Origin of the sequence: Streptomyces sp. NRRL WC-3742, from assembly GCF_000720635.1 — a bacterium.
GTDB lineage: Bacteria > Actinomycetota > Actinomycetes > Streptomycetales > Streptomycetaceae > Kitasatospora.
In genome coordinates, this window is the sequence record NZ_JOCF01000009.1 from 13,860 (window position 1) to 39,924 (window position 26,065).

Annotated in this window: 23 protein-coding genes; 15 read left to right on the forward strand and 8 right to left on the reverse strand. The window is 75.7% G+C overall.

The annotated features are described in order from the left end of the window. Positions 1-90 precede the first annotated feature (90 nt). The 3 genes from IH61_RS0107555 to IH61_RS0107565 form a co-directional block, all read right to left on the reverse strand. Positions 91-1,734: a BCCT family transporter gene (locus IH61_RS0107555; RefSeq protein WP_031066824.1), complete on the reverse strand. Its 1,644-nt coding sequence runs from the start codon at positions 1,732-1,734 to the stop codon at positions 91-93. A gap of 142 nt (positions 1,735-1,876) precedes the next feature. Beyond that, complete coding sequence (locus IH61_RS0107560; RefSeq protein ID WP_031066828.1) at positions 1,877-2,530, reverse strand: TetR/AcrR family transcriptional regulator; 654 nt, start codon at positions 2,528-2,530, stop codon at positions 1,877-1,879. A 140-nt stretch (positions 2,531-2,670) separates the two neighbouring features. Beyond that, a complete protein-coding gene (locus tag IH61_RS0107565) occupies positions 2,671-3,567 on the reverse strand; it encodes an acyl-CoA thioesterase (protein WP_234327070.1) in 897 nt (298 codons plus the stop codon). A 136-nt stretch (positions 3,568-3,703) separates the two neighbouring features. Between IH61_RS0107565 and IH61_RS0107570 the strand changes: the two genes are divergently transcribed. Further along, positions 3,704-5,113: an SWIM zinc finger family protein gene (locus tag IH61_RS0107570; protein WP_031066835.1), complete on the forward strand. Its 1,410-nt coding sequence runs from the start codon at positions 3,704-3,706 to the stop codon at positions 5,111-5,113. Further along, positions 5,110-7,845 carry a DUF6493 family protein gene (locus tag IH61_RS0107575; protein ID WP_158844763.1) on the forward strand — a complete coding sequence of 912 codons (2,736 nt, stop codon included), beginning with the start codon at positions 5,110-5,112 and terminating at the stop codon, positions 7,843-7,845. Before IH61_RS0107570 ends, IH61_RS0107575 begins: the two co-directional genes overlap by 4 nt. Before the next feature lie 76 nt (positions 7,846-7,921). Here IH61_RS0107575 and IH61_RS0107580 read toward each other — a convergent pair whose 3' ends face one another. The 3 genes from IH61_RS0107580 to IH61_RS0107590 form a co-directional block, all read right to left on the reverse strand. After that, complete coding sequence (locus IH61_RS0107580; RefSeq protein ID WP_199823285.1) at positions 7,922-9,082, reverse strand: MBL fold metallo-hydrolase; 1,161 nt, start codon at positions 9,080-9,082, stop codon at positions 7,922-7,924. Positions 9,083-9,385: 303 nt separating this feature from the next. Further along, on the reverse strand, positions 9,386-9,838 hold the full coding sequence (locus tag IH61_RS0107585) for a MaoC family dehydratase (RefSeq protein ID WP_031066854.1): 453 nt from the start codon (positions 9,836-9,838) through the stop codon (positions 9,386-9,388). Positions 9,839-9,965: 127 nt separating this feature from the next. Continuing rightward, the gene (locus IH61_RS0107590) at positions 9,966-10,409 is read right to left on the reverse strand and encodes a pyridoxamine 5'-phosphate oxidase family protein (RefSeq protein ID WP_031066857.1); all 444 of its coding nucleotides are present in this window, start codon (positions 10,407-10,409) and stop codon (positions 9,966-9,968) included. 189 nt (positions 10,410-10,598) lie between these two features. Between IH61_RS0107590 and IH61_RS0107595 the strand changes: the two genes are divergently transcribed. The 13 genes from IH61_RS0107595 (at position 10,599) to IH61_RS42660 (ending at position 24,758) form a co-directional block, all read left to right on the forward strand. Next, a complete protein-coding gene (locus tag IH61_RS0107595; RefSeq protein WP_031066859.1) occupies positions 10,599-11,444 on the forward strand; it encodes a hypothetical protein in 846 nt (281 codons plus the stop codon). 353 nt (positions 11,445-11,797) lie between these two features. Next, positions 11,798-12,205: a hypothetical protein gene (locus tag IH61_RS42645; protein ID WP_051836485.1), complete on the forward strand. Its 408-nt coding sequence runs from the start codon at positions 11,798-11,800 to the stop codon at positions 12,203-12,205. Next, complete coding sequence (locus tag IH61_RS42650; protein WP_158844766.1) at positions 12,199-13,143, forward strand: hypothetical protein; 945 nt, start codon at positions 12,199-12,201, stop codon at positions 13,141-13,143. Before IH61_RS42645 ends, IH61_RS42650 begins: the two co-directional genes overlap by 7 nt. 150 nt (positions 13,144-13,293) lie before the next feature. Continuing rightward, positions 13,294-14,181 (forward strand): SAF domain-containing protein, encoded by an 888-nt coding sequence (locus IH61_RS42655; protein ID WP_051836488.1) that lies wholly within the window; start codon positions 13,294-13,296, stop codon positions 14,179-14,181. Continuing rightward, entirely contained in the window at positions 14,181-15,434 is a 1,254-nt protein-coding gene (locus tag IH61_RS47655) for a hypothetical protein (protein WP_063763157.1), read from the forward strand. Before IH61_RS42655 ends, IH61_RS47655 begins: the two co-directional genes overlap by 1 nt. Then, positions 15,424-17,073, forward strand: a complete 1,650-nt coding sequence (locus tag IH61_RS0107620) for a CpaF family protein (protein ID WP_031066874.1) — start codon at positions 15,424-15,426, stop codon at positions 17,071-17,073. The genes IH61_RS47655 and IH61_RS0107620 overlap by 11 nt, the downstream gene beginning before the upstream one ends. Further along, positions 17,070-18,026 (forward strand): type II secretion system F family protein, encoded by a 957-nt coding sequence (locus IH61_RS0107625; protein WP_031066876.1) that lies wholly within the window; start codon positions 17,070-17,072, stop codon positions 18,024-18,026. The genes IH61_RS0107620 and IH61_RS0107625 overlap by 4 nt, the downstream gene beginning before the upstream one ends. Beyond that, positions 18,023-18,901 carry a hypothetical protein gene (locus IH61_RS0107630; protein ID WP_031066879.1) on the forward strand — a complete coding sequence of 293 codons (879 nt, stop codon included), beginning with the start codon at positions 18,023-18,025 and terminating at the stop codon, positions 18,899-18,901. The genes IH61_RS0107625 and IH61_RS0107630 overlap by 4 nt, the downstream gene beginning before the upstream one ends. 15 nt (positions 18,902-18,916) lie before the next feature. Further along, entirely contained in the window at positions 18,917-19,240 is a 324-nt protein-coding gene (locus tag IH61_RS40495; RefSeq protein ID WP_037971892.1) for a hypothetical protein, read from the forward strand. A gap of 35 nt (positions 19,241-19,275) precedes the next feature. After that, positions 19,276-19,650, forward strand: coding sequence for a TadE/TadG family type IV pilus assembly protein (locus IH61_RS0107635; RefSeq protein ID WP_051836489.1), 375 nt, complete (start codon positions 19,276-19,278; stop codon positions 19,648-19,650). Beyond that, a complete protein-coding gene (locus IH61_RS0107640; protein ID WP_051836491.1) occupies positions 19,647-20,138 on the forward strand; it encodes a TadE/TadG family type IV pilus assembly protein in 492 nt (163 codons plus the stop codon). The genes IH61_RS0107635 and IH61_RS0107640 overlap by 4 nt, the downstream gene beginning before the upstream one ends. A gap of 199 nt (positions 20,139-20,337) precedes the next feature. Further along, the gene (locus IH61_RS0107645; RefSeq protein ID WP_051836493.1) at positions 20,338-20,817 is read left to right on the forward strand and encodes a hypothetical protein; all 480 of its coding nucleotides are present in this window, start codon (positions 20,338-20,340) and stop codon (positions 20,815-20,817) included. Next, positions 20,817-24,758 carry a LysM peptidoglycan-binding domain-containing protein gene (locus tag IH61_RS42660; RefSeq protein ID WP_051836495.1) on the forward strand — a complete coding sequence of 1,314 codons (3,942 nt, stop codon included), beginning with the start codon at positions 20,817-20,819 and terminating at the stop codon, positions 24,756-24,758. The genes IH61_RS0107645 and IH61_RS42660 overlap by 1 nt, the downstream gene beginning before the upstream one ends. Positions 24,759-24,775: 17 nt before the next feature. Here the strand turns inward: IH61_RS42660 and IH61_RS0107655 are convergent, their stop codons facing one another. Next, entirely contained in the window at positions 24,776-25,387 is a 612-nt protein-coding gene (locus tag IH61_RS0107655; protein ID WP_031066892.1) for a dienelactone hydrolase family protein, read from the reverse strand. 88 nt (positions 25,388-25,475) lie between these two features. Continuing rightward, on the reverse strand, positions 25,476-25,979 hold the full coding sequence (locus IH61_RS0107660; protein WP_031066895.1) for an HAD domain-containing protein: 504 nt from the start codon (positions 25,977-25,979) through the stop codon (positions 25,476-25,478). Positions 25,980-26,065 lie beyond the last annotated feature (86 nt).

A 26,065-nucleotide genomic window follows, 5' to 3' on the forward strand; every position in this document is an offset into this window, starting at 1 on the left:
TCGGTACGCGCGGGTGAAGTCCGGACGGGGGTTGGGCGTCGGTTGGCCGCGTACGCCCCAACCCGGTGCCGGGCGGGGCGTACACGCAGGTCAGGGGCGGCTCCGGCGCTCGGCGAGGGCCTCGCCGACGGCCACCCGTACGGCGTCGCGCAGGCCGTGCGCGGGGTGGAACCGGGAGGGGCCGGCGGCCGGGTCCTCCCGCAGTTCCTTGACCAGGGACACGCACAGCAGCAGCATCACCACGACGAAGGGCAGTGCGACCAGGATCGTGGCGTTCTGCAGTGCGGTGAGCCCTCCGGCGAGCAGGAGGGCGGCGGCGACCCCGCCCATCAGCACGCCCCAGACGACCACCAGCCAGGTGCGCGGGTGCAGGGAGCCCCGGCTGGAGAGGGAGCCGAGCACCAGGGAGGCGGAGTCGGCGCTGGTGATGAAGAAGGTCATGACGAGCAGCACCGCGACGACGCTGGTGAACGAGCCGAGCGGCAGCGCGTCCAGCATCTCGAACAGCGACGCCTCCGCGCCCCGGGGGATGGTGGCGACGAGGTCGGCGGTGCCGGTGGTGACGAGCCGGATGGCGGTGCCGCCCATGACGCAGAACCAGATGACGGTGGCTCCGCTGGGCACCAGCAGCACGCCGAGCAGGAACTGGCGGATGGTGCGGCCTCGGGAGATGCGGGCGATGAAGGTGCCGACGAAGGGGGCCCAGGAGAGCCACCAGGCCCAGTAGAAGATCGTCCAGGAGCCGAGCCAGTTCTCGTCGGTCAGCGCCCCGGTCTGGGTGGACATGGCGAGCAGGTCGGAGAGGTAGCCGCCGACGGTGGCGGGGACGGAGTCCAGCACGAAGACACTGGGCCCGAAGACGAAGACGAACAGCATGATCAGCGAGGCGAGGACGACGTTCGCCGTGGAGAGCCACTTGACGCCCTTGTGGACGCCGGAGAAGGCGGAGAGCACGAACGCGGCCGTGAGTGACCCGATGATGACCATCTGGACGTTCTGGGTGCTGCGGACGGAGGAGATGTAGCCGAGCCCGTCGGCGACCTGCAGCGCGCCGAGGCCGAGGCTGGTCGCGGAGCCGAAGACGGTGGCGAAGACGGCCAGCAGGTCGATGGCCCGCCCCGGCCAGCCGTCCGCGCCGCGCTGCCCGAGCAGGGGCACGAACGCGGCGGAGATCCGGTTGCCGCGGCCCTTGCGGAAGGTGGTGTAGGCCAGCGCCAGGCCCCCGACGGCGTAGATCGCCCACGGGTGCAGCGTCCAGTGGAAGAGGGAGAACTCCAGCGCCTGCTGGGCGGCCGCCGCGCTCTGCGGCTCGAGGCCGGAGCCGGGCTGCGGGGCCGCGAAGAGCTGGAGCGGTTCGCCCACGCCGTAGAACATCAGGCCGATGCCCATGCCGGCGCTGAACATCATGGCGACCCAGGCGAGGGTGGAGAACTCCGGCTCGTCGTCGTCGCGCCCGAGGCGGATGCGGCCGAAGCGGCTGAAGGCGAGCAGCACGGTGACGACGAGGAACACGTCGGCGGCGACGACGAACAGCCAGCCGAAGTTGTGCAGCACCCAGCCCAGCGCGGTGCCGGAGGCGCTGCCGAGCGAGTCCTGGGCGAAGACGCCCCAGGCGACGACCCCGAGCACCAGCACGGCGCTGACGCCGAACACCCACCGGTCGGTCGGGAGGGTCTCGGCGGGTTCGTCGGGCTCCTTCGCGCGCTGCTCGGTCTGCGGGGGCTGGCTGCTCATCGGACGGACCTCTCGACATGCGGGCTTTCAGAGGGCATGTCGCACTATGTCCAGTTCCTCCCGGGAGCGGCGGGAGGGCGCGCCGGAGAGGCGGCGGGTGAGGACTTACGTCCCGTCGCCCCCGCCGCCCCCGCCTTCCGTGCTACGGGCGGGCCGGCTGGATGTCGTACGGCGCCGGGTACGGCGTCTCGTACGGGTTCAGCACCAGCCGCACCACGTCCTCGAGTCTGCGCCGGGCGTCGCCCAGGGTGGTGCGGCCGGTCACCCAGGCCGTCAGCTCCCCCTGCCAGGCGTGCGCGACGATGTGCCGCACCAGGTCGCTGGCGGCCGCGGGCACCTCGGCCGTCACCGCCTGGAGGGCGGCGCTGTCGGCTCTGGCCATGCCCTGGAGGGCCTCGCTGGCGAAGGGGTCGGTGGAGGCGGCGACGGCCACCCGGAGCCGGGCGAGCTCGGGTTGGCGCTGGTAGGCGCGCATCCCTCCGCGGACGAACCGCACCGCCCGGTCGGTGGCGCCGAGCCCGGCGCGCGGGCCGCGCAGCTCGGCCACCAGGTCCGCCAGCAGCAGCCGGTGCCATTCGGCGATCGCCGCGGCCAGGAGGTGGTCCTTGGAGGAGAAGTAGCGGTACGCCGTCCCCAGGGCGACTCCGGAGCGCTCGCAGACCTGCTTCATCTGCAGCCGCTCGACGCCGATCTCGTTCACCAGGGCGAGCGCGGCCGCGATGAGACTGTCGCGGCGTTCGAGCTGGCGCGGAGACATCGCCTCCACCGGCCGTGGTGACAGGTCAACCTTGGTCACCCGCACCATGATACGGGCCGGGGCCGCTCAGGAGTATGACGCCGACCGGCCTCCTTCCGTTCGTACGGCCGTCACCGGTGTCCGGCGGCCGGTACCGCCGGCTGGCTGCCGCCCGCTGCCTCGCCCGCTGCCGCCAGCCGCTACCGCCGCTCGCGGATCAGTGCCTCCTGGACGGCGGAGGCGACCAGCCGGCCCTCGCGGTCGTAGAACTCGCCCAGGGACAGGCCCCGGCCGTCGGAGGCGGAGGGGCTGCGCTGGGCGAACAACAGCCACTCGTCCGCCCGGAACGGGCGGTGGAACCACATCGCGTGGTCCAGGGAGGCCATCAGCAGCCGGGGCGGCTCGGTGCGCTGGAAGAAGTTCGGTTGGCGGTGCAGCCCGGCGGTGGAGGCGAGGGTGAGGTCGGAGAGGTAGGTGAGGGCGCAGACGTGCAACAGAGGGTCGCCCGCGGGCAGCGGGGAGGCGATGCGCAGCCAGACGAACTGCTGCGGCATCCCCGGCACGGCGGGCGGCACGCCCGGGGCGTCCGACGGGACGAAGCGCAGCTCGAGGTCACGGAACCCACTGCCGGTGATCGCGGCGCGCAGCCCCTCGTCCAGGGGGGCGAAGGCGTCGGGCAGGCTCTCGGGCCCGGGCAGCTCCGGCATCTCGCGGTGGCGGTCGTCGGCCGTCTCGGGGCGCTTGAATGAGGCGGAGAGGGTGAAGATCGCCGCGCCGTTCTGCACTGCGGTGACGCGCCGGGTGGTGTACGAGAGGCCCTCGCGCACGCGCTCGACCTCGTAGTCGATCGGCTGGGTCGGGTCGCCGGGCAGCAGGAAGTAGCCGTGCAGGGAGTGGACGGCGCGGTCCCCGCCGCAGGTGCGCCCGGCGGCGGTGAGGGCCTGCGCGGCGACCTGGCCGCCGAAGGCCCGCATCGGGGCGCCGGCGTGGCAGCGGCCCCGGAACGTGTTCTTGTCCAGCGGCTCGATCTCCAGCAGCCCGGCGAACGATCCGGTGGGGCCGGCGGTCCGGATGCCGTCGTGGGTCAGGTCGGTCACCCGCTCATAGTGACAGAAGGGGGCGGCGGGGCGGTGTGACCTGGGTAACGATCGGGGCACCTCCGGACGGTAGAACCTGTTTCAGTCGAAGGGTCGGCAGGGTGGGATGTCGGCCCCCTCACCTAACGTGCTCGCCATGACGCAATCCGCACACGCGTACGCCTACCTGCGCCCGTCGGCCGTCCTGGACGGCGCCGGCGGCCGGCGGCTCGACCTGGCCACCTCCGGTGGCGCCACCCCCCTCGGGGCGGCGGCCAATCCGCGGTTCTTCGCGGGCTTCCTGGCCGACCCCGCGCCGGCGGCGGCCGCGCTGCTCGCGGTCGCGGACGTCGCCGCCGCCCGGTACTACCAGCCGCAGCTGCGCGCCTCGCTCGACCCGGTGGTCACCGCCAACGGGGACCGGCTGCGCTTCGAGTCCTTCTCCGGCTGCTGCGGCGTCTACGCCCGCCTCGACGTCCTCCGGGCGGGCCTCGACGGCGACGAGATCGGCCACGGCACCACCAACGTGGACGTCAACAACCCGCTGCGCGAGGCGCTGACCAGGATCGGCCCCTCCGACCCCCTGCACCTGGCCGTCGGGCCGGACGCGCTGGAGGTCTCCACCTTCGACGGGCCGCTGGTCGAGAAGAAGGTGCCGCTGCCCGAGCGCTGGCTGCGCGGCTTCGCCGAGACGCAGGTGATCGCCTCCGGCTTCGACCTGCGCGCCGAACTGCCCGCCGCCGAGGCCGTGCGCTTCCTGCGCTCGCTGCCGCGCGGCGGGCGGGCCGGCGCGAGCTGGGTCGTCCCGGCCGGGCGGACGCTGCGGCCCACCACCCGCCCGGTGCCCGGCGCCGTCTGCCTGCCCGGCCCGGAGCGGCTGGTGGCGCTGCAACGGGTGCTGCGGCACGCGCTCGCCCTGCGGGTGTACGGGCCGGCGGCCTCCTCCGCACCCGCCGCCTCGGCCTGGGAGGTGGTGCTGCCCGGGATGCGGCTCACCCTGACCCTCTCCCCGGACGCCTCCCGCGGCTTCTCCGGCGAGGGCGGGGTGCTCGGCGCACTGGCGAAGGACACCGTCGAGCAGGACGCCGAGCTGGTCGCGGTGCTGCTCGCCTGGGAGCCGAGGATCGAGATCGCCGAACTCGCCGAGCAGTGCGGGATCGGCGTCGACCGGGTGCGGGCCGCCCTCACCCGGCTCGGCACCGCCGGGCAGATCGGCTACGACACCGCCGAGGCCGCCTACTTCCACCGCCGGCTCCCCTACGAGGCCGGGCGGGCCGAGGCGGCCAACCCCCGGCTGCGGGCCGCCCGGGCCCTGGTCGAGGCGGGCGCGGTGCGCCTCGAGGACGGCGGGGCCACGGCCGTGGTCACCGTGGACGACCACATCCAGCGGGTGCGCACGGGCGCGGACGGGCGGGTGGGCTGCACCTGCCTGTGGTGGGCCAAGTACCGCGGCGGGCGCGGGCCGTGCAAGCACGCGCTGGCGGTCGCGATGGTGCGGCAGGACGAGAAGAACGTGCACGGCACGATCGGGCAGAGCGAGAAGAACGGGCAGGGCGCACGGGCATGAGCGGTGGCAGGGAGACGGGGGCGGTGCTGTCCGTGATGGAGGCCGAGGAGGGCGCCGAGCGGCTGCTCGCGGCCGTCAGGGCCGGGCGGACATCCTGGATACCCGTCCTGGTCGGCAAGATGGACGCGGCCCAGCGCCGCGCCGCCCTGCCCGGGCTCAAGGCGCTGCGCAAGGAACTGCGCGACCAGTGGTCCCGCGAGGACATCGCCGTCCCGGGCGCGCTGCTGGTGGCCGGCGCCGGCTGCCACACCGGCCCGGCGGGCGCCGCCACCTGGATGTCCGGCAGCGACTTCACGGGCCGCGACTGGGCGCGCAGCCGCGAGCTGGCGCAACTGGTGGAGGCGCAGCCCGTCGAGTGGCAGATCGAGGTGGCCACCCGGCTCGCCGAGCGGCCCTCCCCGCGCTGGGGCTGGTGGCTCTACTACCCGCTCGTCGACTCCGTGGTGAAGCGCACCGGCTGCCCGGTGCCGACGAGCGAGACCTTCGTCCGCGCCTGGCTGGAGCAGGGCTTCCAGGAGTGCCGCCGGGGCACGGCGCTCGCGGAGCGGCTGCGGGCCGACCCGTACACCCCGGTCCTCGTCCCGCAGCTGTTCGAACTCTCCGACGTCTCCCACGAGTTGTCCCGCAACCGGAACGGGGGCCCGGGCGACTCCTGGGCGACGGCGATCGCCGGCCTGGCCGCCGGCGGTGACCTGGACCGCGCCGCCCTGATCGACCGCTGCCTGGCCCGGCTGCTGCGCGGCGGGAAGACGCCCGACCAGAAGGCGTTCCTGGACGTGCTGAGCGCGCTCGCCCCCACGCCCGAGGAGTACGCGGCGCGGGTGCGGGACGTCCTGGCGCTGCTGGACGGGCCCTCGGTGCTCGCCGGGCACGCCCAGGAGGTGCTGATCGGGCTGGACGAGGCCGGGCTGATCGAGCCCGAGGCGCTGGTCGAAGCCTCCGCCGTGGTGCTGTTCCGCACGGAGAAGAAGCTGGTGCGCGCCCAGCTGGGCTGGCTGGAGAAGGCCGCCCGGCGCTCGCCCGAACGGGCCGGGCCCGCGGCGCTGGCCGCGGCCGAAGCCTTCGGGCACCCGGACGCGGGTGTGCAGGAGCGGGCGCTCAACCTGGTCGCCCGCCTGCTCAGGGCGGCCGGCGAGGCGGTGCTGCCCGAGCTGCGGCAGGCCGCCGAACTGCTCGGCCCCGCGTACCACGCGCGGGCCGGCGAGCTGTTCGGCGCCCCGGTCGGCGGCGGCGTCGCGGCGGACACCGAGGAGGTGCTCCCGCCCGTCCCCGTGCCGCTCCCGCTCGGGGAGCCCGTCGCCTCGGCGGCCGAGCTCGCCGAGGAGCTGTCCGCACTGCTCGCGCTGGAGCGGCCGGAGGTGGCCGTCTTCGAGCGGGTGCTGGACGGGCTGATCCGCCGGACCCACCTGGACCGGGAGGGGCTGCTCGCCGCGCTGGAGCCCGTCCGCCGCGCCCACCCGTGGAACGGCGGCGGCCACTGGGGCGACTGCACGCCCCGCGACGTGCTGTACGTCGTCGCCTCGATCGCGGGGGAGACGCCGCCGCACCGGCTCTGGGACGCCCTGCGCGGCAGGAAGCGCTCCCCGCTGCGCACGGCGTACGCCACCGTGCACGGCAGCGCGCTGGCGGCCCGGCTGGAGGAGGCTGCCTGGCAGGTCACGGCCACCCGGCCGCCCTACCTGCTCGCCACCCCGACCGACGCCTCCGGGGCGCTCGACCCCGCCGCGCTGGTCGCCCGGCTCGCCGGGTACGAGTCGGCGGGCATGGCGCCGGGCCATGCCGACCTGAGCGCCGCCCTGCTGAGGGTCGGTCCGCTGCCGGCCGACGAGGCCGTGCTGCGGGCGGCCGGGGCGCTCACCTCCCCGGCCGGGCAGGAGCTCGCGCAGTGGCTGCGCGGCGGGGGCCTGCCCGCCCAGCCGTCCGAGCGGGTGCTGTTCGAGCCGGCCAGGGCGGCCGGGCGCAGCCTGCGCCCGGGCGAGCACTGGTTCGAGGACGTACGGCGGGTGGCCGTCGCCCAGCCCGGGATCGGCGCGGGCGCGGCCAAGCGCCTCGCCGCCGAGTTCCGGGAGCTGCTCGCGGCCACCGAACCCAGCGTCGCCCGGGCCAAGCGGAACTACGACTGGGCGTGGCGGCCCGTCGCCCACTGGGCCGCGATGCTGCCCTGGCACCGGGAGGAGCTGGCGGCCCGTTGGCTCGACCACTTCGCCGCGGCAGCCGACCGCGACGAGCGCGGCCCCGGCCGGCTGCTGCCGCAGCTCGCCGAGGCGGGCGGCCCGGCCGGGCTGGCCGTGCACCTGGCGCTGGCGTACTGCCTGGGCTCGGCCACGGCCGAGGACCGCACCGGCGCCGTCGACGCCCTGCTGGTCCTCGCCGCCCGCGGGGACCTGGACGCGGGCCTGCTCGGGAGGGAACTGGGCGAGCTGACGGCGCTGGGGACGGTCAAGACCAACCGGCTCGCGGTCTCCCTCGCCCTGGCCGCCGAGACCGGGGCCCACCGCACGGTCTGGTCGGTCCTCGCCGCGTTCCTCCCCGTCCAGCTTGCCGCCGTGCTCGCCTCGGCCGACCCGGCGCCCCGGGGCCTCGGCGACCTCCTCGCCGTCGCCGCCGACACCGCCCGCCGCACCCCCGACCGCGAGCCGATCGCGCAGGTGACGGCCCTCGCCGCCCGCGCGGGCTCCAGCCGGACGGTCAAGGCGGCCCGTACGCTCCGGGACGTCCTCGGGGACAGCTGACGGGGTTCAGCGAACAGATAACAGCAAACAGAAACCAGCGAACAGAAACCAGCGAACAGAAGACACCGAACAGATGTCAGTGGGCAGAGGATGAAATCTGTTCGCTGACGTCTGTTTGTTGTCCGCCCGCCACGGGCTCCGGCGTGGCGCCGCCCGGGGCGGCCGCCGCGACGGAGCGCCACCAGAGGCGCAGGGCCGGCGGGGCGGCGGGTTCGAAGGGCTTGCCGGGGCGGGGCACGGCGAGGCGGGCGCCGAGCGCCTGGGCGGCGGCGACCACGCGTTCCGCGGGCTCCTCCCAGGGGTGCATGGCGAGGTTGAAGGTGCACCAGTGGATGGGCATCAGGAGGTCGCCGCCCACGTCCAGGTGGGCCCGGACGCCCTCCTCCGGGGTCATGTGCACCTCGGGCCAGAACCGGCTGTACGCGCCGACCTGCATCATCGTCGCGTCGAAGGGGCCCAGCCGCCGCCCGATCTCGGCGAACCCGGGGAAGTACCCGGTGTCCCCGCTGTGGAAGATCCGGTGCCCGCCGCCGGCCACCACCCAGGAGGCCCACAGGAACAGCGGGCTGGTGCGGGGCCCGCGCGAGCAGTAGTGGCGGGCCGGGGTGGCGGTGAGGGTCAGCCCGGCGACCTCGGCGCTCTCCCACCAGTCCAGCTCGACGATCCGCGAGGCCGGCACCCCCCAGTGCTCCAGGTGCGCCCCGACCCCCAGCGGCACGGCGAACACCGCCTCCGTCGCGGTCAGGGCCCTCACCGTCGCCATGTCGAGGTGGTCGTAGTGGTCGTGGGAGACCACCACCACGTCCACCGGCCCGAGTTCGGACAGCGGCAGCGGTACCGGGTGCAGCCGCTTGGGGCCCGTCCAGGAGAACGGGGAGCAGCGCTCGCCCCAGACCGGGTCGATCAGCACCCGCCGCCCGCCGATCTCGGCGAGGACGGTGGCGTGGCCGAGCCAGGTCAGCCGCAGGCCGGAGGCGGGCGGGGCGGCGAGGTCGGCGGGCAGGAGGCGGTGCACCGGCACGGCGGCGGCGGGCGAGCGGCGGGTCTTGTCGCCGGTCAGCTGGGCCCGGGTGATCTCCAGCGGGCTGCGCTCGTACACGAGGCGCCGGGTGGGCAGCGGGTTGCGGAAGGCGCCGTCGGCAAACTGGGGGGAGCGGCGGATGCGGGCCAGTCGCTCGCCCCGGGGCTCGGCGCCGAAGGCGTCGGTGCGCACGCGGTGCCAGGCCGCGCGGGGCAGTCCGGCGAGGCCGGGGACGGCGCGGGCGGCGGCGGGGGTGGCCGGGGGGACGAAGAGGGCGGACAGACCGGCGAGGCGGGAGAACCAGGGGGCGGGGCGGGGCACGGCTCCTCCAAGGACGGTCACGGCTACCGGGCGTGCCGGGGCGCGTACCGCGGTGACCAGCGGGTCACTGCGGTACGACAACCATCTCGTCGGAGGTTACTCGCCGTGCGCCGTTCGGACCCGGTGGAGGCCCGGGCGCGGGCCGAACGGCGTACGCGGGCCCGCAGGAGGAGCTCAGGCGCTCAGGAGTTCAGGCGCTCAGGCGTAGAACCGGGTGATCGTCTCCGCGACGCAGTGCGGCTTGGCCCCCGCCTCGCTGGTGATGGTGAAGCGCACCACCGCCTGGACCCCGCCCGGCACCTCGGTGGCCGACACCAGCTCGGCCGTGGCCCGGATCGCCGTGCCCACCGGCACCGGCGAGGGGAAGCGCACCTTGTCCGAGCCGTAGTTCAGCGCCATCCGCACGCCCTCGACGCTGTAGCACTCCTTCGCCAGCACCGGGATCATCGACTGGGTCAGGTAGCCGTGCGCGATGGTCGAGCCGAAGGTGCTCTCCTTCGCCCGCTCGGGGTCCACGTGGATCCACTGGTGGTCCCCGGTGGCCTCGGCGAACAGGTCGATCTGCCGCTGCTCGATCGTGTGCCACCGGCTGGTGCCCAGTTCGGTGCCGACGGCGGCGGTCAGCTCGGCGAGGGAGGCGAAGCTCGTCACGGTGCGCTCCTGGAGGGGGAGGGGCCCCGGGGCGGGGCCAGGACGCCGGAAGCGTATGCCTACCCGCCGGTATCTGTCAGGAGCGGACGGAAAACGGCAGCTCAGGGCCGCAGTTCAGGGCGACAGCTCAGGGCCGCAGCGCGGTCCACCCCGAGGCGCCGCGCCCGGCCGGGAACAGCCGCCGGCCGCTGACCAGTTCCGGCACCAGGGAGACGAACACCGGCGAAGACCCGCCCACCCACGGCCGCAGCCCGCTGCGCCGCACCCGCTCCACCTGCTCGGCGCCCCGCAGCACGTCGGCGCGCCCGTGCACCAGCACGCTCCAGCCCGTCCGGGTGACCGGGTCCAGCAGGTCGGCCTGGAAGGCCACCACCGTGCCGTCCAGGCCCCGCGCGGTGCCGCAGTCCCGGCGCAGGGCCAGCACCAGCCGCCCGTCCAGCACCTCGAACGAGACCGGCAGCACGGCCGGCAGCGCGTGCTCGGTGTACACCACGCGCCCTACGGGCACGGTGCTGAGCAGCCGCAGGCACTCCGCCTCGCTCAGGGTCTCCACGCGGTCCTCACGCTCCATGCGTCCGATCGTCCTCCGGGCGGCGGGCGCGCCGATAGGGCCCATGGTCCCTGAGCGGAAGGGCCGTGAGCCCCGCCGGCGGCCGCCCGGACCGGGCCCGTGGGCGGTAGCCTGCCCGGCGGCGGACGTACGGGCCCCGGGGCCGCGCAGCCGGCGCGGTACGGAGCACGAGCAGGAGGGGGCGGACGCATGGCGGGCGGGGTCGATCTGGTGGTGATCGGGGCGGACGGCGGGCCCGACCGGGCCTTCGGGGGCTCGGCGCACGCGCCGCAGGGCGCGCGGCAGCTCGCCGAGGTGCTGCCCGGGATGTTCTTCGACACCGGCGCGGCCGGCTGCCGCGTCGGCACCGTCGCGCCCGACGCGGACGCCAACGCGATGCTCACCGCCGTGCGCGACACCGCCCAACACCCCGGCCGCTGGCTGGTGGTGTGCCTGGTCGGGCAGTTGGTCGCCGACCCGCGCGGGCGCCGCCTCGCCCTCGTCACCGCCGGCAGCACCGGCGACAACGCCTACCGGCGGGGCCTGGCCTGGGACTGGGTGGTCAGCGCGATGGTGCACGGCGACCACGAGGAGACGCTGCTGATCGTCGACGCCGTCGTCGACAAGGACACCTGGGCGGCGCTGGAACGCGGCGGCGGTGAGGACGGCGCGGGCGAACTGCTCAGCTACCCGAGGGTGCCGCTGTGGGGCAGAGTCGGCCGCTTCACCCCCGGCAGACGCGGCCGGGACGCCGTACTCCCGGGCGACGAGGGCTCGTTCAGCCACTCCCTGGCCACCGTCCTTCGCCACGGCGTCCCGGGCGCCCCCGCCGCCGTCGCCCCGCTGGACCTCCAGCCCGCCGTGGCCGCCCTGCTCGACGGCTCCCGGCCCTCCGCCGCGCCCGGCGCACGCCTGCTCGTTCCGCCGCACGGCGGGCGCCTGTTGATGCGCAATCGGGCCGCCGTTCGGGGCGCATTGGCCGGATTGTCGCTTTCCGAAGAACTGTTGGCCGTCCTGTGGCGGGAAAGTGCCCCGACCGAACCGCCTTCCGCGTAAGGTCAGGGGGCCTGAGGTGTTGCCGTGTCGGGGTGGGTTGGCGAAGAATCGATCCCCGGCGGAAACTCCGGCGGGACGACGGAATTCCTGAGGCGGCCGTGACTCACGGATCGGTTCGGTCGCGACGAGGTGGGGCGATGCGGCAGCGCGGAAATGTGTTGCGCCCTGGGGCGATTGGGGTCGGTGGGGCGATTCTGGTGTTACTGCTCGGTGCGTGCGCGAGCGGTGGTTCCGAAGGGTCGGCCGATCGTCTCGGGACGGGTGCGCCGACCGTTGCGGGCGTGAACCCGCTCACTCCTTCGGGTGGTTCGCGGCCCGGCACCACGGCGCCCACCGACGGTCCGGAAGGCGCCATGTCCAGACTTGCCCTGAGCACCTATCAGGACTGGTGGAAGGCTCAGGCCGACGCCTTCGGCAGCACGGATTCGGACGGGATCGCCCTGGAGGCGTACTCCTCCGGACGGGCGCTGACGGACACACTGGTGGGACTGCGTCAACTCCGCGACGCCAAAATGGTCATGACCGGAACGCCGCGCAATTCCCCGGTGGTCACCTCCGTCGACCTGAAATCCGATCCGCAGACCGCCGTGATCGAGGACTGCGTCGACGTTTCGGGCTGGCATCGGGTCGACGCCGCGAGCAAGGCCGTACGGGAACCGAGTGGAGCGCTGCGCCGGTACGTCGCGACGGCGTCCCTGCACAGGTTCCAGGAGCACTGGCTGATCTACGACTTCAAGCGAGAGGCGGGCCGGACATGCTGAATTCACGCAAACCCGGCGCACGGTTGGTGGTCGTCGCATCGCTGTCCGCCGGACTGCTGATCTCCCAGGCGGTCCCGGCGATGGCGGACGACCCGGGGGACGCCGGCGCCGACAGGTGCTTTCCGAATCTGATCTGCGAATGGGCCGACGGCGGCACCAGGACCCCGGGCCCCGGCTCCACCCAGCCGGGTGGCGGCGGAGGGGGAGGGGGCGGCGGCGTGCCGGTGTGCAGCTACCACAACGTCGAGTGGCCGTGCCACGACCCCGAACGGGGCTGGTTCGACAGCGGCGACGGCTGCTACTACCGGGTGCTGGACACCCAGCCGTCGCCGAGCGACCGGGTCTGGGACGGGCACACCAACGCCGACGGCTCGGTCTACACCGTCATCTGCCTCGGCGAGAACGGCGGCTACCAGGACCCGGCGGTCAGGTTCGTGGACGCGGCCAAGGCGCCGAAGGTCGTCTCCCCGGAGGACGTCGCCCGCGACCTCGTCTATCACAAGATCCACTTCCCCGACCCCGTCCCCGGCCTCGCGCCCAAGGAGACGGCCGTGGTGAACAGCCCGGTCTGGCTCTGGGTCGAGAACTCGGGCACGCCCGCGCCGAAGACCGCCAGCGCCGGGGCCTCCTCCGTCACCGTCACGCCCCGCCTGGCGAAGGTCACCTGGGACTTCGACGGGCAGAAGGTCGAGTGCGACGGCGTCGGCACGCCGTACGACCCGAAGTACGGCGCCTCCAAGTCCCCCGACTGCCCGACCGAGTTCAAGACCGGCTCGGGGGCCCGGAAGAACGGGGTCTTCGCCGCCTCGGTGCGGACCTCCTGGGTGGCCGACGTGGTCGTCTCCGGGCCCGGGGCCAGGAAGTTCACCATCGGGGGCCTGTACCGGGACAGCGGGGCCTTCACCTTCAGGGTGGCCGAGGTGCAGGTCCTCAACTGACCCGGCGGCCCGGGCGGTTCGACCACGACCGCCCGGAGGCGGCCGCGACGACCCGGACCAGACGATCAACCAGCTGCGATGACCAGCAGCGATGACCAGCGACGACGAACGACGACGAACAGCGACGACGAAAGAAGGGGGCGGAACCCGGTGGAGAACCGTACGTTCGCGACGCCGGGAACCGGCGCACCCGCGGGCGCCGCGGCGTCCGTGGCCGTGCCCGAGCAGCAGGAGCAGGGCAGTGGGCGCAAGGGCCGCACCGCGCCCCACGCCCCCGGCCGGGCGATGGGCGCCCGGCGCAGGCGACCGGCGGTGCTGGCGATGGCCGTGGCGCTGATAGCCGCCGGCGGGCTCGGCGGCGCGGCCCTCTACAACAGCACCGGCCAGCGCGTGGCCGTGCTCGCGCTCGCCCGGGACGTGCCCTGGGGGCAGGTGATCAGCGAGGACGACCTGGTGGTCGCCCGCATCGCCGGGGACCCGGCCCTGCACCCGCTGTCCGCCCAGGACCGCGGCCGGGTGGTCGGCATGCGCGCGGCCACCGACCTCAAGCGCGGCGCCATGCTCACCGGCGCCGACCTCGCCCAGGGGCTCAGCGTGCAGCCCGGGCAGATCGTGGTCGGCGTCTCCGCCAAGCGCACCCAGCTGCCCGCCGGCCGGCTCCAGCCCGGCATGCAGGTCGTCGTGGTCTACACCCCGGACGCCGGGCGGGCCGACTCGCTGCCCGCCACGATCATCACGGTCGGGCGGGTGGACACCGACGGCAGCCAGGTGATCGACGTCGCGGTCGGCACGGCGGACGGGCCCCGGCTGGCCCAGTGGGTCGCCGCCGGACGCATCCAGGTGCTGCTGGCCCCGCGCGCCACCACGGCCGGCGGGGCGGGCGCGGCCGGTACGGGCGACGCGGCCGCCACCGGGGCCGCCACCGCTCCTGCCGCTGCGCCCACGGGCACCGCCCCGACCGGTGCCGCCCCGACCGGCACCGCCGCGCCCGGGACGTCCGCGACCCAGAAGCCCCCGGCCGCGACGGGCGGCCCCTGATGGCCGTGATCGCGGTGGCCGGCGGCCCGGGCGCCCCCGGGGCGACCACCACCGCCCTGGCCCTGCTGCTGGCCTGGCCGCTCCCGCCCGGCCGCCGCGTCCTGCTGGTCGAGGCCGACCCGGACGGCGGCGCGGTGCTCGCCGGCGCCCTCGAGGGCCGCGTCGAGGCCGTGTACGGGCTGCGCAACCTCGCCGTCGCCGACCGGCGCGGACTGCTCGCCCAGACCATCTGGGAGCAGCTGATCGACCTCTCGCCCGAGGGCGACGCCCGGCGCCTGCTGCTGCCCGGCCTCACCGACCCCGCCCAGGCCCCCGGCCTCGCCTACACCTGGGAGCCGCTCGCCGAACTGCTGCACGGGCTGGAGGCGCAGGGCTACGACGTCATCGTCGACCTCGGGCGCTCCGGCACCACCGGGGCGAGCGCCGTCCTGGCCCGCCGCGCCGACGCGGTGGCGGCCGTCGTGCGTACCACCCTGCGCGGGCTCAGCTCGGCCCGGCCCCGGCTCGCCGCCCTCGCCGAGGACCTCGCCGCGGGAGGCACCGGGGCGGACGCGCTCGGGCTGCTGCTGGTCGCCGAGGGGCCCTACCCGGGGGCGGAGGTCTCCCGCGAGTTCGGACTGCCGGTGCTCGGGGTGCTGCCGCACGCCGTCCGGACGGCCCGGGTGCTCTCGGACGGCGGGGACACCGCCGACCGGCGCTTCGTCCGCTCGGAGCTGATGCGCACCGCTCGCTCGGCGGCGGACGAGGTGCACCTGCTCGTGCGCCGTCGGCGCCAGCGGCTCGCGCCCACCGCGGCGGCGCTGCCGGCGGGCTCGCCCGCCACCGCCCCCGCCCCCGCCCCCGCGCCGGGGCCGATACCCGGGCCGGTCGCCGCGCCGATGCCCGTGCCGCCCGCCCCCGCGCCGCCCTCGCCCATGCCTGTGTCGCCGGTGCCCGTGCCGGGTCCGGTGTCGCCGTACGGGACGGGCGGCCAGGCTGAACCGCCCTCCTATGCCCAGCCCTCCTACGCCCAGCATTCCTACGGCCCGCCCTCCTACACCCCGCCGGTGATCACCACCGGCCCGGTGGCGCCACTCGCCGGGCTGGCCCCGCAGCCGGCCGCGCCCGCGCCGTTCCCGGCGCACGTCCAGTCCGGTCAGGGCGGCCCCGAGGGCCGCGACCCGTTCCAGCAACCAGTCGTGACGAGCCGTCAGGACTCCGTGAACGGGCAGTACCCGCCGTACGACCCCGAGGAGGTGCTCCGTGCGCGGTAGCCCCCTGCACCAGCACCCCTCCGCCGACCCGGCCGCGCTGCCCTGGGCGGCGCCCGCCTCGGCCGCCGCGCCCGCGCCCGCCGCGCAACAGCCGTACCGGCCGGGCCCGGTGGCTCCGCAGCCCGCCGCGCCGCAGCCCGTCGTGAACCAGCAGGCCGTGAACCAGCAGGCCGTGAGCCCGTCCGCCGTGGGCCGACCCGAGGCCGTCCCCTCCCAGCTGCCCTCGCTCGACCTGCGCGGCGCCGGCACCCGACCGGCCGTCGACCCGCAGGTCGCCCGCGAGCTGAAGCGCCAGGTCGCCGCCGAACTCCACCAGCAAATCGCCCGGTTGACCACCGCCTCCGGCTCCGAACCCGACCGCGCCACCCGCCGCCAGCGCGGCCGCGCCCTCATCGAGGAGGCCGTCGCCCGCTGGTCCGACGCCTACGCGCAGACCCACGGCATCCCGCCCACCCGCGACCAGGACCGCGCCCTCTCCGAGGCCGTCTTCGACCTGCTCTTCCGGGCCGGCCGCCTCCAGCCCTACCTGGACGACCCGGAGATCGAGAACATCCTCATCAACGGCTGCGACGACGTCTGGGTCTCCAAGGTCCACCAACCCCTGCGCCAGGTCCCGCCGGTGGCCGACAGCGACGCCGAACTCGTCGAGCTCCTCCAGGACCTCGCCCGCCAGCACGGCGGCGGCGAACGCAGCCTGTCCACCGCCAGCCCCACCCTCGCCCTGCGCCTCGAGGGCGGCATGCGCCTCCAGGCGCTCACCGAGGTCACGCCCCGCCCGTACGTGGCCATCCGCCGCCACCGGGTCGCCTCCGCGACCCTGCCCGAGATGGTCGAACTCGGCACCCTGGACGCCACGTTGGCCGCCTTCCTGGCCTCCGCCATCCGGGCCCGCAAGAACGTCATGATCACCGGCACCCAGGGCGTCGGCAAGACCAGCCTGCTGCGCGCCATGGCCGCCGAGATCCCGCCGGACGAGCGGATCGGCACCCTCGAGTCGGAGTTCGAGCTCTGGCTGCACACCCTCGGCCACCTGCGCCAGGTCGTCCCCATGGAGGCCCGCGAGGGCAACGGCGAACGCGTCGACGGGCGCCTGGCAGGGGAGTTGACGCTCGGCGACCTCATCCCCGCCGCCCTGCGGATGACGCTCTCGCGGATCATCGTCGGAGAGGTCCGCTCCGGCGAGGTCGTCCCCATGCTGCGCGTCATGACCAACGGCGAGGGCGGCTCGATGTGCACCCTGCACGCCCGCGGGCCGCACATGGTCGTCGACCGCATCGCCGAACTCTGCCTGGAGTACGGCTCGCACATGACCGACGCCCTCGCCTACCGGCTCACCGCCAACGCCCTGGACCTCATCGTGCACGTCACCATGGTCGACGAGACCGCCGTAGGCGGCCGTCGCCACCGCTTCGTCTCCCACGTCCTCGAGGTCACGGGCCTCGGCGAGAGCGGCCGCCCCGCGCTGAACACCGTCTTCGGCCCCAGGCCCGAGTACGGCGAGCCCCGGGCCGTCCCGCACACCCCGCCGCAGTGCCTGGACGACCTGCGCCGCGCCGGCTTCGACGCCTCGCTCCTCGGCTCCCGGTACGGCAGTTGGGCCGCCCCGCTGCAGCTGCGGATCGGCGGTGGCCCCCGATGATGCTGCTCTACGCCCTGTGCGGGCTCGCCGTCACGGCCGGGATCGTCGCGCTCGTCGTCTGGGCCCGCGGCAGCGAGCCCGTCCCCGAGGAGCAGGAGGACCGCAACCCGCTCGCGACCCGCCTGCACGTCCTCTGGTACGGCGCCCCCGGCGCGGCCAACCCCAGGATGGTGCGGCTGCGCCGCCTCCAGCTGCCGGTCGCCCTCGTCGGCGCCCCGCTGGCCTGGCTGTTCACCGGCATCCCGCTGACCGCGCTGCTGGTGCCGCTCGGCGTCTTCGGCCTGCCCTGGCTCTTCGACACCACCCGCCCGGACACCCACCGCATCGAGCGTCTCGAGGCGCTGTCCGAGTGGACCCAGCGCATCGCCGACGTGCTGCTGCTCGGCGTCGGCCTCAACCAGGCCATCGTCACCAGCCGCCGCACCGCCCCCGCCGCCCTGGAGGAGGAGATCGGCGAACTCGCCTCCCGCCTCCAGGCCCGCTGGCGGCCCGAGGAGGCGCTGCGCGCCTTCGCGGACGGCGTCGCCGACGCCACCGCCGACAAGGTGCTCGCCGCCCTCGTGCTGCGCGCAGGGGACAGCGGCCCCGGCCTGGCGCGGGCGCTGTCCGACATGGCCGACTCGGTGCGCGAGGAGGTCCGCCAGCGCCGCGCCATCGAGGCCGACCGGGCCAAGCACCGCACCACCATCCGCTGGCTGGTGGGCATCATCGTGCTGGTCGTCACGGTCGGCTCGTTCAACACCGAGTACACCCGGCCCTACGGCACCTTCCTCGGCCAGGTCGTGCTCGCCGTCGTCGCCGCCCTGTTCGTCGCGATCATCGCCTGGATGCGGGCGCTGGCCTCCCACCCGCCCGTGCCCCGGCTGCTCGTACCGGACCGCCGCAGCAAGAGCGGACGCCGCCTGCGCGTGCGCACCGGGGACGGCGCCGAGCACATGGAGGAGGCCCGGTGATCTCGCCCTGGTCCGTACTGGCCGGCGCCGTCGCCGCCGGGGGCCTCGCCCTGCTCATCTCCGAACTGCGGCCCGCGCCACCGGACCTGCGCCAGGCCATGGACCGGCTGCACCGCACCCCCGCCGACCGGCCGGAGGACCCGGACGCCCGCCCGAGCTGGTACGACCGGATCGGCGAGCGCACCCTCGAGGTCCGCGGGATCAGCGTCCCGCGCCGCGAACTCGCCCTGATCGGCCGCAGCCCCTCCCGGTTCATGGTGCACAAGCTGCTGTTCGCCGCCCTCGGCCTGGTGCTGCCCGCCTACCTGGGCGCGCTGGGCGCGATGATGGACTTCGGCCTCTCCCTCGCCCTGCCGCTGGTCGTCGGCCCGCTGCTGGCCGGGCTGCTCTGGTTCGTCCCCGACGCCATCGTGCGCGGCGAGGCCAAGCAGGCGCGCACCGAGTACCTGCACGGCATCGCCGCCTACCTCGAACTCGTCGCCATGGAACGGGCCGCCGACTGCGGACCGGCCGAGGCGCTGCGCCGCGCGGCCTCCGTCGGGCGGGGCGTGGTGTTCCTGCGCATCCGCGACGCCCTGGAGCGCGCGGCCACCGACCGCCTCCCTCCCTGGGCCGGACTCGACGCCCTCGCCGAGGAGTTGGGGCTCAGCCCGCTCCAGGACGTGGCCGACATCATGCGGATCTCCGGCACCGACGGCGCCGCCGTCTACGACACCCTGCGCGCCCGCGCCAAGGGGCTGCGCGGCGAACTCCTCGCCGAGGACCTCGCCCGGGCCAACGCCGACAGCGAGCGGATGGTGGCCCCCGGGGCCGCGCTGACCCTGCTGATGACCGTGCTGATCGTCTTCCCCGCCCTCCACCAGATGCTCAACTGACCCCGGAGTGACCCGATGACCGTCCGAACCGTCCACCAGGCCGCCGCCAGGACGCTGCGCAGCGTCCTGTGGCCGCTGCTGCTGCCGGTGCAGTTCGCGCTGCTGCTGTTCACCTTCCGCCTCGGCCGGCTGCGCGCCGCCCGTGCGCGCGGCGACCGCGGCGCCATCAGCATCGAACTCGCCCTCGCCATCATCGCGTTGGTGTTCGTGGCGGGCGCCGTCGCGGCCGCGCTCTACCTGCTCAAGGACAAGGTGGTCAAGAAGGTCGAGCAGGACCCGAACATGCCCGGCGGCGGTGGCGCCGCCGCGGGCGGCGCAGCAGGCGGCGCCAAGTCGTGATCCGCCGTCCTCGCCGCCGCGGCGACCGGGGGTCGATGAGCCTGAGCCTGGCCTTCGTCTTCCCGATCGTCCTCTTCCTCCTGCTGCTGATCGTCCAGGCGTCCCTGTGGTGGTACGAACGGCAGTTGGCGCTGACGGCCGCCCGCGAGGGCGTGGACGCCGGGCGGGTGCAGGGGAACGCGACGGACGAGGCCAAGAACGAGGCGGCGCGCCGGCAGGCCGGGGACTTCCTGGAGCGCCAGGGCGCCCACTCCTACTCCGTGCTCACGGACGGCAGTTCGCCCGACACCATCCGCGTCACGGTGGAGGTCACCCCGCCGCTGCTGCTGCCCGGGCTGCACGCGCCCACCATCCGGCAGTACGCCGAGGCGCCGCGCGAGCGGTTCATCCCTCCGGTGGTGACGCGATGAGCGGGCGGTGGGCGCGGCTGAGGCTGGGGCTGCGGCTGGGGCTGCGGCGTCCCCGGTGGCGGCTGAGGCGCAGGGACGGCGGCGGGCTGGCGATCGAGGCCGCGCTGATCGCGCCGAGCGTGGTCGCCCTCGTGCTGGTGGCCGTCGCCGCCGGGCGGGTGCAGACCGCGGCCGGCACCGTCGAGGCGGCGGCCCGCTCCGGCGCCCGTACGGCCTCGCTGCAGCGCGACCCGGCGGCGCGGGAGAAGCCGGCCCGGGAGTCGGCCCTGGCGACGCTGAGTCAGCAGGGCGTGGTGTGCAGCAGCAGCGAAGTGCACTACACCACCGGTGAGTTGGTGCTGCCGGGCGGGAACGTCACGACGGTGACGGTCACCGTGGTGTGCGAGGTCGAACTGAGCGATCTGCTCGGCGGGCCGACCGGGCTGGGCGTGACCAAGCGCCTCGAGGGCCGGTTCACCTCCGTGGTGGACCGCTACCGGGGGCAGTGACGGTGCGCGGGGCGTCGGTGGAGCGACGGATCGCGGGCCGCGCGGGGGGATTGGGGACCGCCCGGGCGGGGGAGACGCAAGCGGAGAGCGCCCGGGGGACGGCGGGAACGGTGCCGGGCGGCGCGCGGCGGGGGCCGGCGGGGGCCGGTGGGACGGTACGGCGTGGTGTGGCGGGCGGGATCGGGATGGGGTCGACGGGATGACCATGATGACCGTGGGGATCGGCGCGGGGCGCCCACGCGCCCGGCTGCGGCGGCGCCGCCGGGGCGACCGGGGCGCGGTGTCCCTGTTCGTGGCGCTGTGCGCCGGCGGCCTGGTGGTCGTCATCGCCCTGGTGATCGACGTCGGCGGCCGGCTGCGCGTCGCCGAACGGACGGACGCCTGCGCCCAGGAGGCCGCCCGCGTCGGCGGCCAACAGCTGGACCAGGCCGCGGTGCTGCAGGGCCGGGGCGTCAAGGTCAAGCAGGAGTACGTACGCCAGGCGGCCAACGCCTATCTGACGGTGTGCGGGGGCCTCAGCGCCGGGGACATCGCGTTCTCGGACGACGGCAGGATCGTCACCGTCACGGTGCAGGCGCCCTTCCAGCCGGTGCTGCTGGCCGGGCTCGGAAAGCGGATGGTAACGGGCAAGGGCAGTGCGACCCTCGTCCACGGAGTCGAGAAAGCGGAGACCGACTGATGGCCGCGCCACGTGCCAAGGACCAGCGCGCCAGGGACCGGCGTGCCAACGACCAGCGCGTCGATGACCGGCGCGTCGACGACCAGCGTGTCAACGACCGGGCCCGGACCGCGAGGGGCGGGCCCGCGGCGCCCGCCGGCCATCGCGGTGCCCGCCGGGGCCGGGCGGGCGGCGGGCGCGGCGCCGGGGTGGTGACGGCGCTCGCCGCGCTGGTCGCCCTGCTCGCCCTGCTGATCGGGCTGCCCGCACTCCTGGTCTACGGCACCCAGGCCGTCGCCGGGATGGGCGAGGTCGCGCCGAACGGCGTCGGCCAGGCGCTCACCAGCGCCGACGACGGGCAGCTGTTCCTGTGGGTGCTGGTCGGCGTCGGCTGGCTCGCCTGGGCCTGCTTCGCGCTGTCCGTCCTGCTGGAGATCCCCGCCCAGCTGCGCGGCCGGATCGCCCGGCGGATTCCCGCCTTCGGCTGGAGCCAGCGGATCGCCGCCGGGCTGGTCGGCTCCGTGCTCGCCCTGCTGCCGGTGGCCGGCTCCGCGTTCGCCGCCGTCCCCGAGCTCGGCCACTCCGCCGCCGCCCCGGCCCAGTTGACGGCCTCCGCGCCGCGCGCCGCACTGCCCGCCGCCGTCCACTCGGCGCCCGCGCTGGCGCCCGCCGCCGAGCAGCAGCCCACCTACACCGTGCGCGACAGCCGGCCCGCCGACAGCCTCTGGTCCATCGCCGAGCACCAACTCGGCTCGGGCGAGCGGTGGGTGGAGATCGCCAAGCTCAACGACGGCCGGGTGATGGACGGTTCGGGAATCCGCTTCGACGCGGACCGGCCGATCCAGCCCGGCTGGGAGCTGCTGATGCCGGCGGACGCCAAGCCGGACGCGGCGAAGGCACCAGCACCCGCGCAGCCCGCGCCCGCCGACCCCGCTCAGGCCCCCGCGCCCGCCCAGGCCCCCGCGCCCTCGGAGGGCGGTGCGGCGGCCGGGCACGCCACGGTGACCGTCCGGGAGGGCGACAGCCTCTCCGCCATCGCCCAGCGGGAGTTGGGGGACGCGGAGGCGTGGCCGAAGCTGTACGAGGCCAACAAGGGCGTGCAGGCGCCCGATGGGGAACGGCTCACCGACCCGGACGTGCTGGCGCCGGGCATGGTGCTCGCCGTCCCGGGGGCCGCCACGCCAGCCCCTCCGGCGACGCCCGCGCCTCCGGCCACGCCCGCGCCCGCGCCTCCGGCCACGCCCGCGCCCGCGCCGTCGCAGGAACAGCAGGCGCCCCAGCCGCCCGCCACGCAGGCCCCGGCCCCCGCGCCCTCGCAGGCCGCGCCCGCCCAGCCCGCACCGGCGCACAAGCCCGCCCCCGCGCCCGCCGCGCACGCCGAGACCGCGCCCAGCGACGACTACACCGTCGCCCTCGCCGCCTCCACCGTCGGCGTGCTGCTGGCCGCCATGATGATCGGCACCGTCGCCTACAAGCGCGGCACCCAGCTGCGCGCCCGCCGCCCCCGGCACCGGATCGCCATGCCCGAGGCCGAGGCCGCCGCCTTCGAGAACGAGCTGCGTGCCCGCCAGGACGGCGTCAGCCTCGACCTCCTCGACCGCGCCCTGCGCACCCTCGCCCGCAACACCGTGCGCGGCGGCAAGCGCCTGCCCGCCATCGTCGCCGCCCGGATCACCCCCGCCGGCACCGTCGAACTGCACCTGTCCGGCCCCGCCACCCCCATCGCGCCGTTCCGCGCCGCCCACGCCGCCAACGTCTGGTGGTGCGGCGACGACGCGCCCGACCTGCTCAGCGCCGCCCAGGCCCGCAAGACCGCCGCGCCCTACCCCGCGCTGGTCACCCTCGGCGCCGCGCCGGACGGCTCGGTGGTGCTCGCCGACCTGGAGGCCGTCCGCCTGCTCCACCTGTCCGGCCACCCCGACGACGCCCGGGACGTGCTGCGCACCCTCGCCATCGAGCTGGCCCACAGCCCGCTCGCCGACCGGCTGCACCTGCATCTCGTCGACCTCGCCGAGGAGGTGCCGATCAGCGGCCCCGCCGCCGAACGCGTCCACCGCCACCCCACCCTGGAGGCCGCGCTCGCCGCCCTCGGCCCGCGCACCGCCAAGGCCCGGGCGACCCTCGTCGCCGCCGACGCCGCAAGCCCGCGCGAGGCCCGCAGTCGGGGCCAGGCCGACGAGGCGTGGACGCCGGAGATCGTCCTGTGCGCCCACCAGCCCGGCGGCGAGCTGCCCGCCGAGCTCGGCCGCCTCCTCGACGCCCGCCCGCGCACCTGCGTGGCCGTCATCACCCGCGCCCCCGAGCGCGGCACGGGTCCGGTCGCCCGCTGGACCCTGCCGACCACCGGCCAGGCCACCATCCCCGGACTGCACCTGACCGTCGAGCTCCAGCGGCTCGACGGGCACCAGTACGAGCAGGTCGCCGAGCTGCTCAGGGTCGCCGAGGACACCACCCAGTACCCGGCCCCGGCCTGGACCCTGGACGGACCAGGGCTCGACCAGGACACCGACACCGCCGAACTGCCACGGGCCGTACCGGTGCTGGCGGCCGTCGGGGCGGGCCCGGCCGGTGCGGCGGTCTCGGCGATCGACGGGGAGTCGGGCCCGGCCGCCGGGCCGAGGATGCTCGCCCGGGTCATCGGCACCGGCGCCAGCCCGTTCGCCGGCACCGACCCGCTCGCGCCCGCCCCGGTGCTGACGAAGGCGTCCACGCAGGTCGCGCCCGGGGCGGCCGGGGTGCCCGGAGTGGGCGGGGCGCCTGGCGCGGCCGGTGCACCTGGGGTTCCCGGAGCAGCTGTGGGAGTGCCCGCGCCGCCGGCGCCCGAGGCGACTCCCGCCGGGCCCGCCCGCTACGCCGTCAACGGCCAGGGCCGCCAGGCCGCGACGGAGGCCGACGAGACCACCCTGGGCCTGCGGCTGCCCGAGGCCCCGTCGGCGCCCGAGGCGGCGGAGGCGGTCGAGTCCCCGGTCGAGGAGCCCGTCGCCGCCGCTGCCCCGGCGGCCGTGCCCGTCGTTCAGCCGGTGCGGCCCGCCGAGCCCGTTCCCGCCGTCTCCCCTTCCCTCGAACCGGAGCCCGGTCCGGAGCTCGGCCCGGAGCCCGGCCCTGCCGCCGTCGCCCCCGTCGCCCGCACCACCCCCGGACGCAGCGACAGCGACGACCTGCTGGCCATACTCCGCTCCCCGGAGGCGCACGCCACCCGCAACGCCCCGCGCATCCGCCTGCTCGGCCCCGTCGACGTGTCCGGCCTGCGGGGCAGCGCCGAGCCGGGAGCGCTCCTCTCGCTCACCGAACTCGCCGTCTACCTGGCGCTGCGCCCCGGCGCCGACCACGTCGGCCTGGACCACGACCTCCACCCCGGCGCCGCCCACCTCGACCCGCACCCCACCACCGTCGCGGGGGCCGGAAGCCCGCTGCCGGCCAAACTCGCCGACCTGGCAGGCTGGTTCGGCACCTCGCCCGAGGGCCTGCCCTTCCTGCCGATGGACTCCACCGAGGGCTACGCCTTCAGCCCGGCCGTCACCTGCGACTGGGACGAGTTCCGCAGCCTCTACCGGCGCGGCATGCGCAGCACCAGCGCCACCGCCGACGCGGCCCTCGCCCACGCCCTGGCCCTGGTGCGCGGCGCCCCGTTCGCCGAGGCCCCGCCCGCCGCGTACGGCTGGGCGGAGTCGGAGCGCCAGGACATGATCGCGGCGATCGTCGACACCGCGCACGAACTGGCCGCCCGCCGCCTGCAGTACGGCGACCACCGCAGCGCCGAGGCCGCCGTCTTCCGGGGCCTGGCCGTGGCCCCGGACGTCGAACTGCTGCACCGCGACCTGTTCTACGCCTACGCCTCGGCCGGCGCGCGGGACCAACTCCTGCGCGCCGTCAACCGCCTGGACGCACTGAGCCGCCGCACGGGCCGCGAGCTCGACGCCGACACGGTGGCCCTCCTGCGCGACCTGCTCGCCGGCTCCTGAGCCGGGCGGGTGCCCGACTACCCGACCTGATCGAGGCGGTCGAGGAAGTCGAGCACCCGCTCGGTCACCTGCGCCGCGGCCCGCTCCTCGTAGGAGGGGAGGCCGGGGTCGGTGAACAGGTGCCGGTCGCCCGGGTAGAGGAACAGTTCGGCGGCGGGCGCCGCCTCGACGAGCGCGCGGGCCGCGTCCAGGTCGCCCTCACCGGCGAAGAACGGGTCCGCGTCCATGCCGTGGACCTGGACCGGGACGCCCACGGGCCAGGAGGCGCCGAGTTCCGGACCGAACTCCGAGCCGAACTCCGCGACGGGGAGGCAGGCTTCGAGCAGCAGCGCGCCCCTGGCGCCGGGCCGGGTCTGGGCCAGCTTCTGCGCCGGGAGGACGCCGAGGGAGAAGCCCAGATAGACGAGCCCTGCGGGCAACTCCCGGGCGGCGGCGCTCCCGCGCTCGACGATCGTGGCGAACCCGGCCTGCTGGGCGTAGCCGACGCCCTCCTCCAGGCCGTCGAACACCCGCCCCTCGAACAGGTCGGGCGTGTGCACGGTGTGCCCGGCCGCGCGCAGCCGCCCGGCGAACCCGCGGACGCCCTCGGTCAGCCCGTACGCGTGGTGGAAGACCAGCACCTCGGCCATGTCGCTCCCCTCGTACCGCTCGTATCGCGACACCCCTGCGGCGCCGCCGCCCGAGTATCACCCGTACCACTGACACCGGCGGCCCCGGTCAGCGCAGCCACGCCTCGATGTCGGCGAAGTCGGCATCCCCGAGGCCGCGTTGGGGGTCGACGCGGTGGAGCAGTGCCCGGGCGGGGGAGTGGGCGCGGACCCAGCGCCGGTCGGCGTCCGTGATCTCGTCGTCCACCCAGACGAAGGGCCGGCCGGCCGCCCACGCGAGCAGCGGGCGGGTCTTCCAGTGCAGGTCCGCAGGGCCCTCCTCGTCCTCCACCGGCCAGGCGACGAAGGGCAGTCGGGGCAGCCCCAGCCAGGGCGCGAGGCGGTCGTTGGCCTCGTCCTCCCAGGTGGTCGCCCAGACCAGGGTGCAGGGCAGGCCCAGCAGTCGGGGCCCGAGCGCCGGATTCGCCCGCGAGAGCAGGGGGTTGTCATCCGGCTGCGGCCGACGTCCGTGCGCTCCCCGGTAGTCGGGGCGGCCGCCCGGCGGGGGCGGGCCGAAGGGGATCAGGGGGCCGTCGACGTCGAGGAACAGCAGTGGCTCGTCGGCGGCGGACATGACGGCACGATAGCGCGGCGCGGCGCGCCGATCGGCCACCCGGCCTGGAACCCCCGCGCCGGGATCTCGTAGGGTGGCGAGAACGG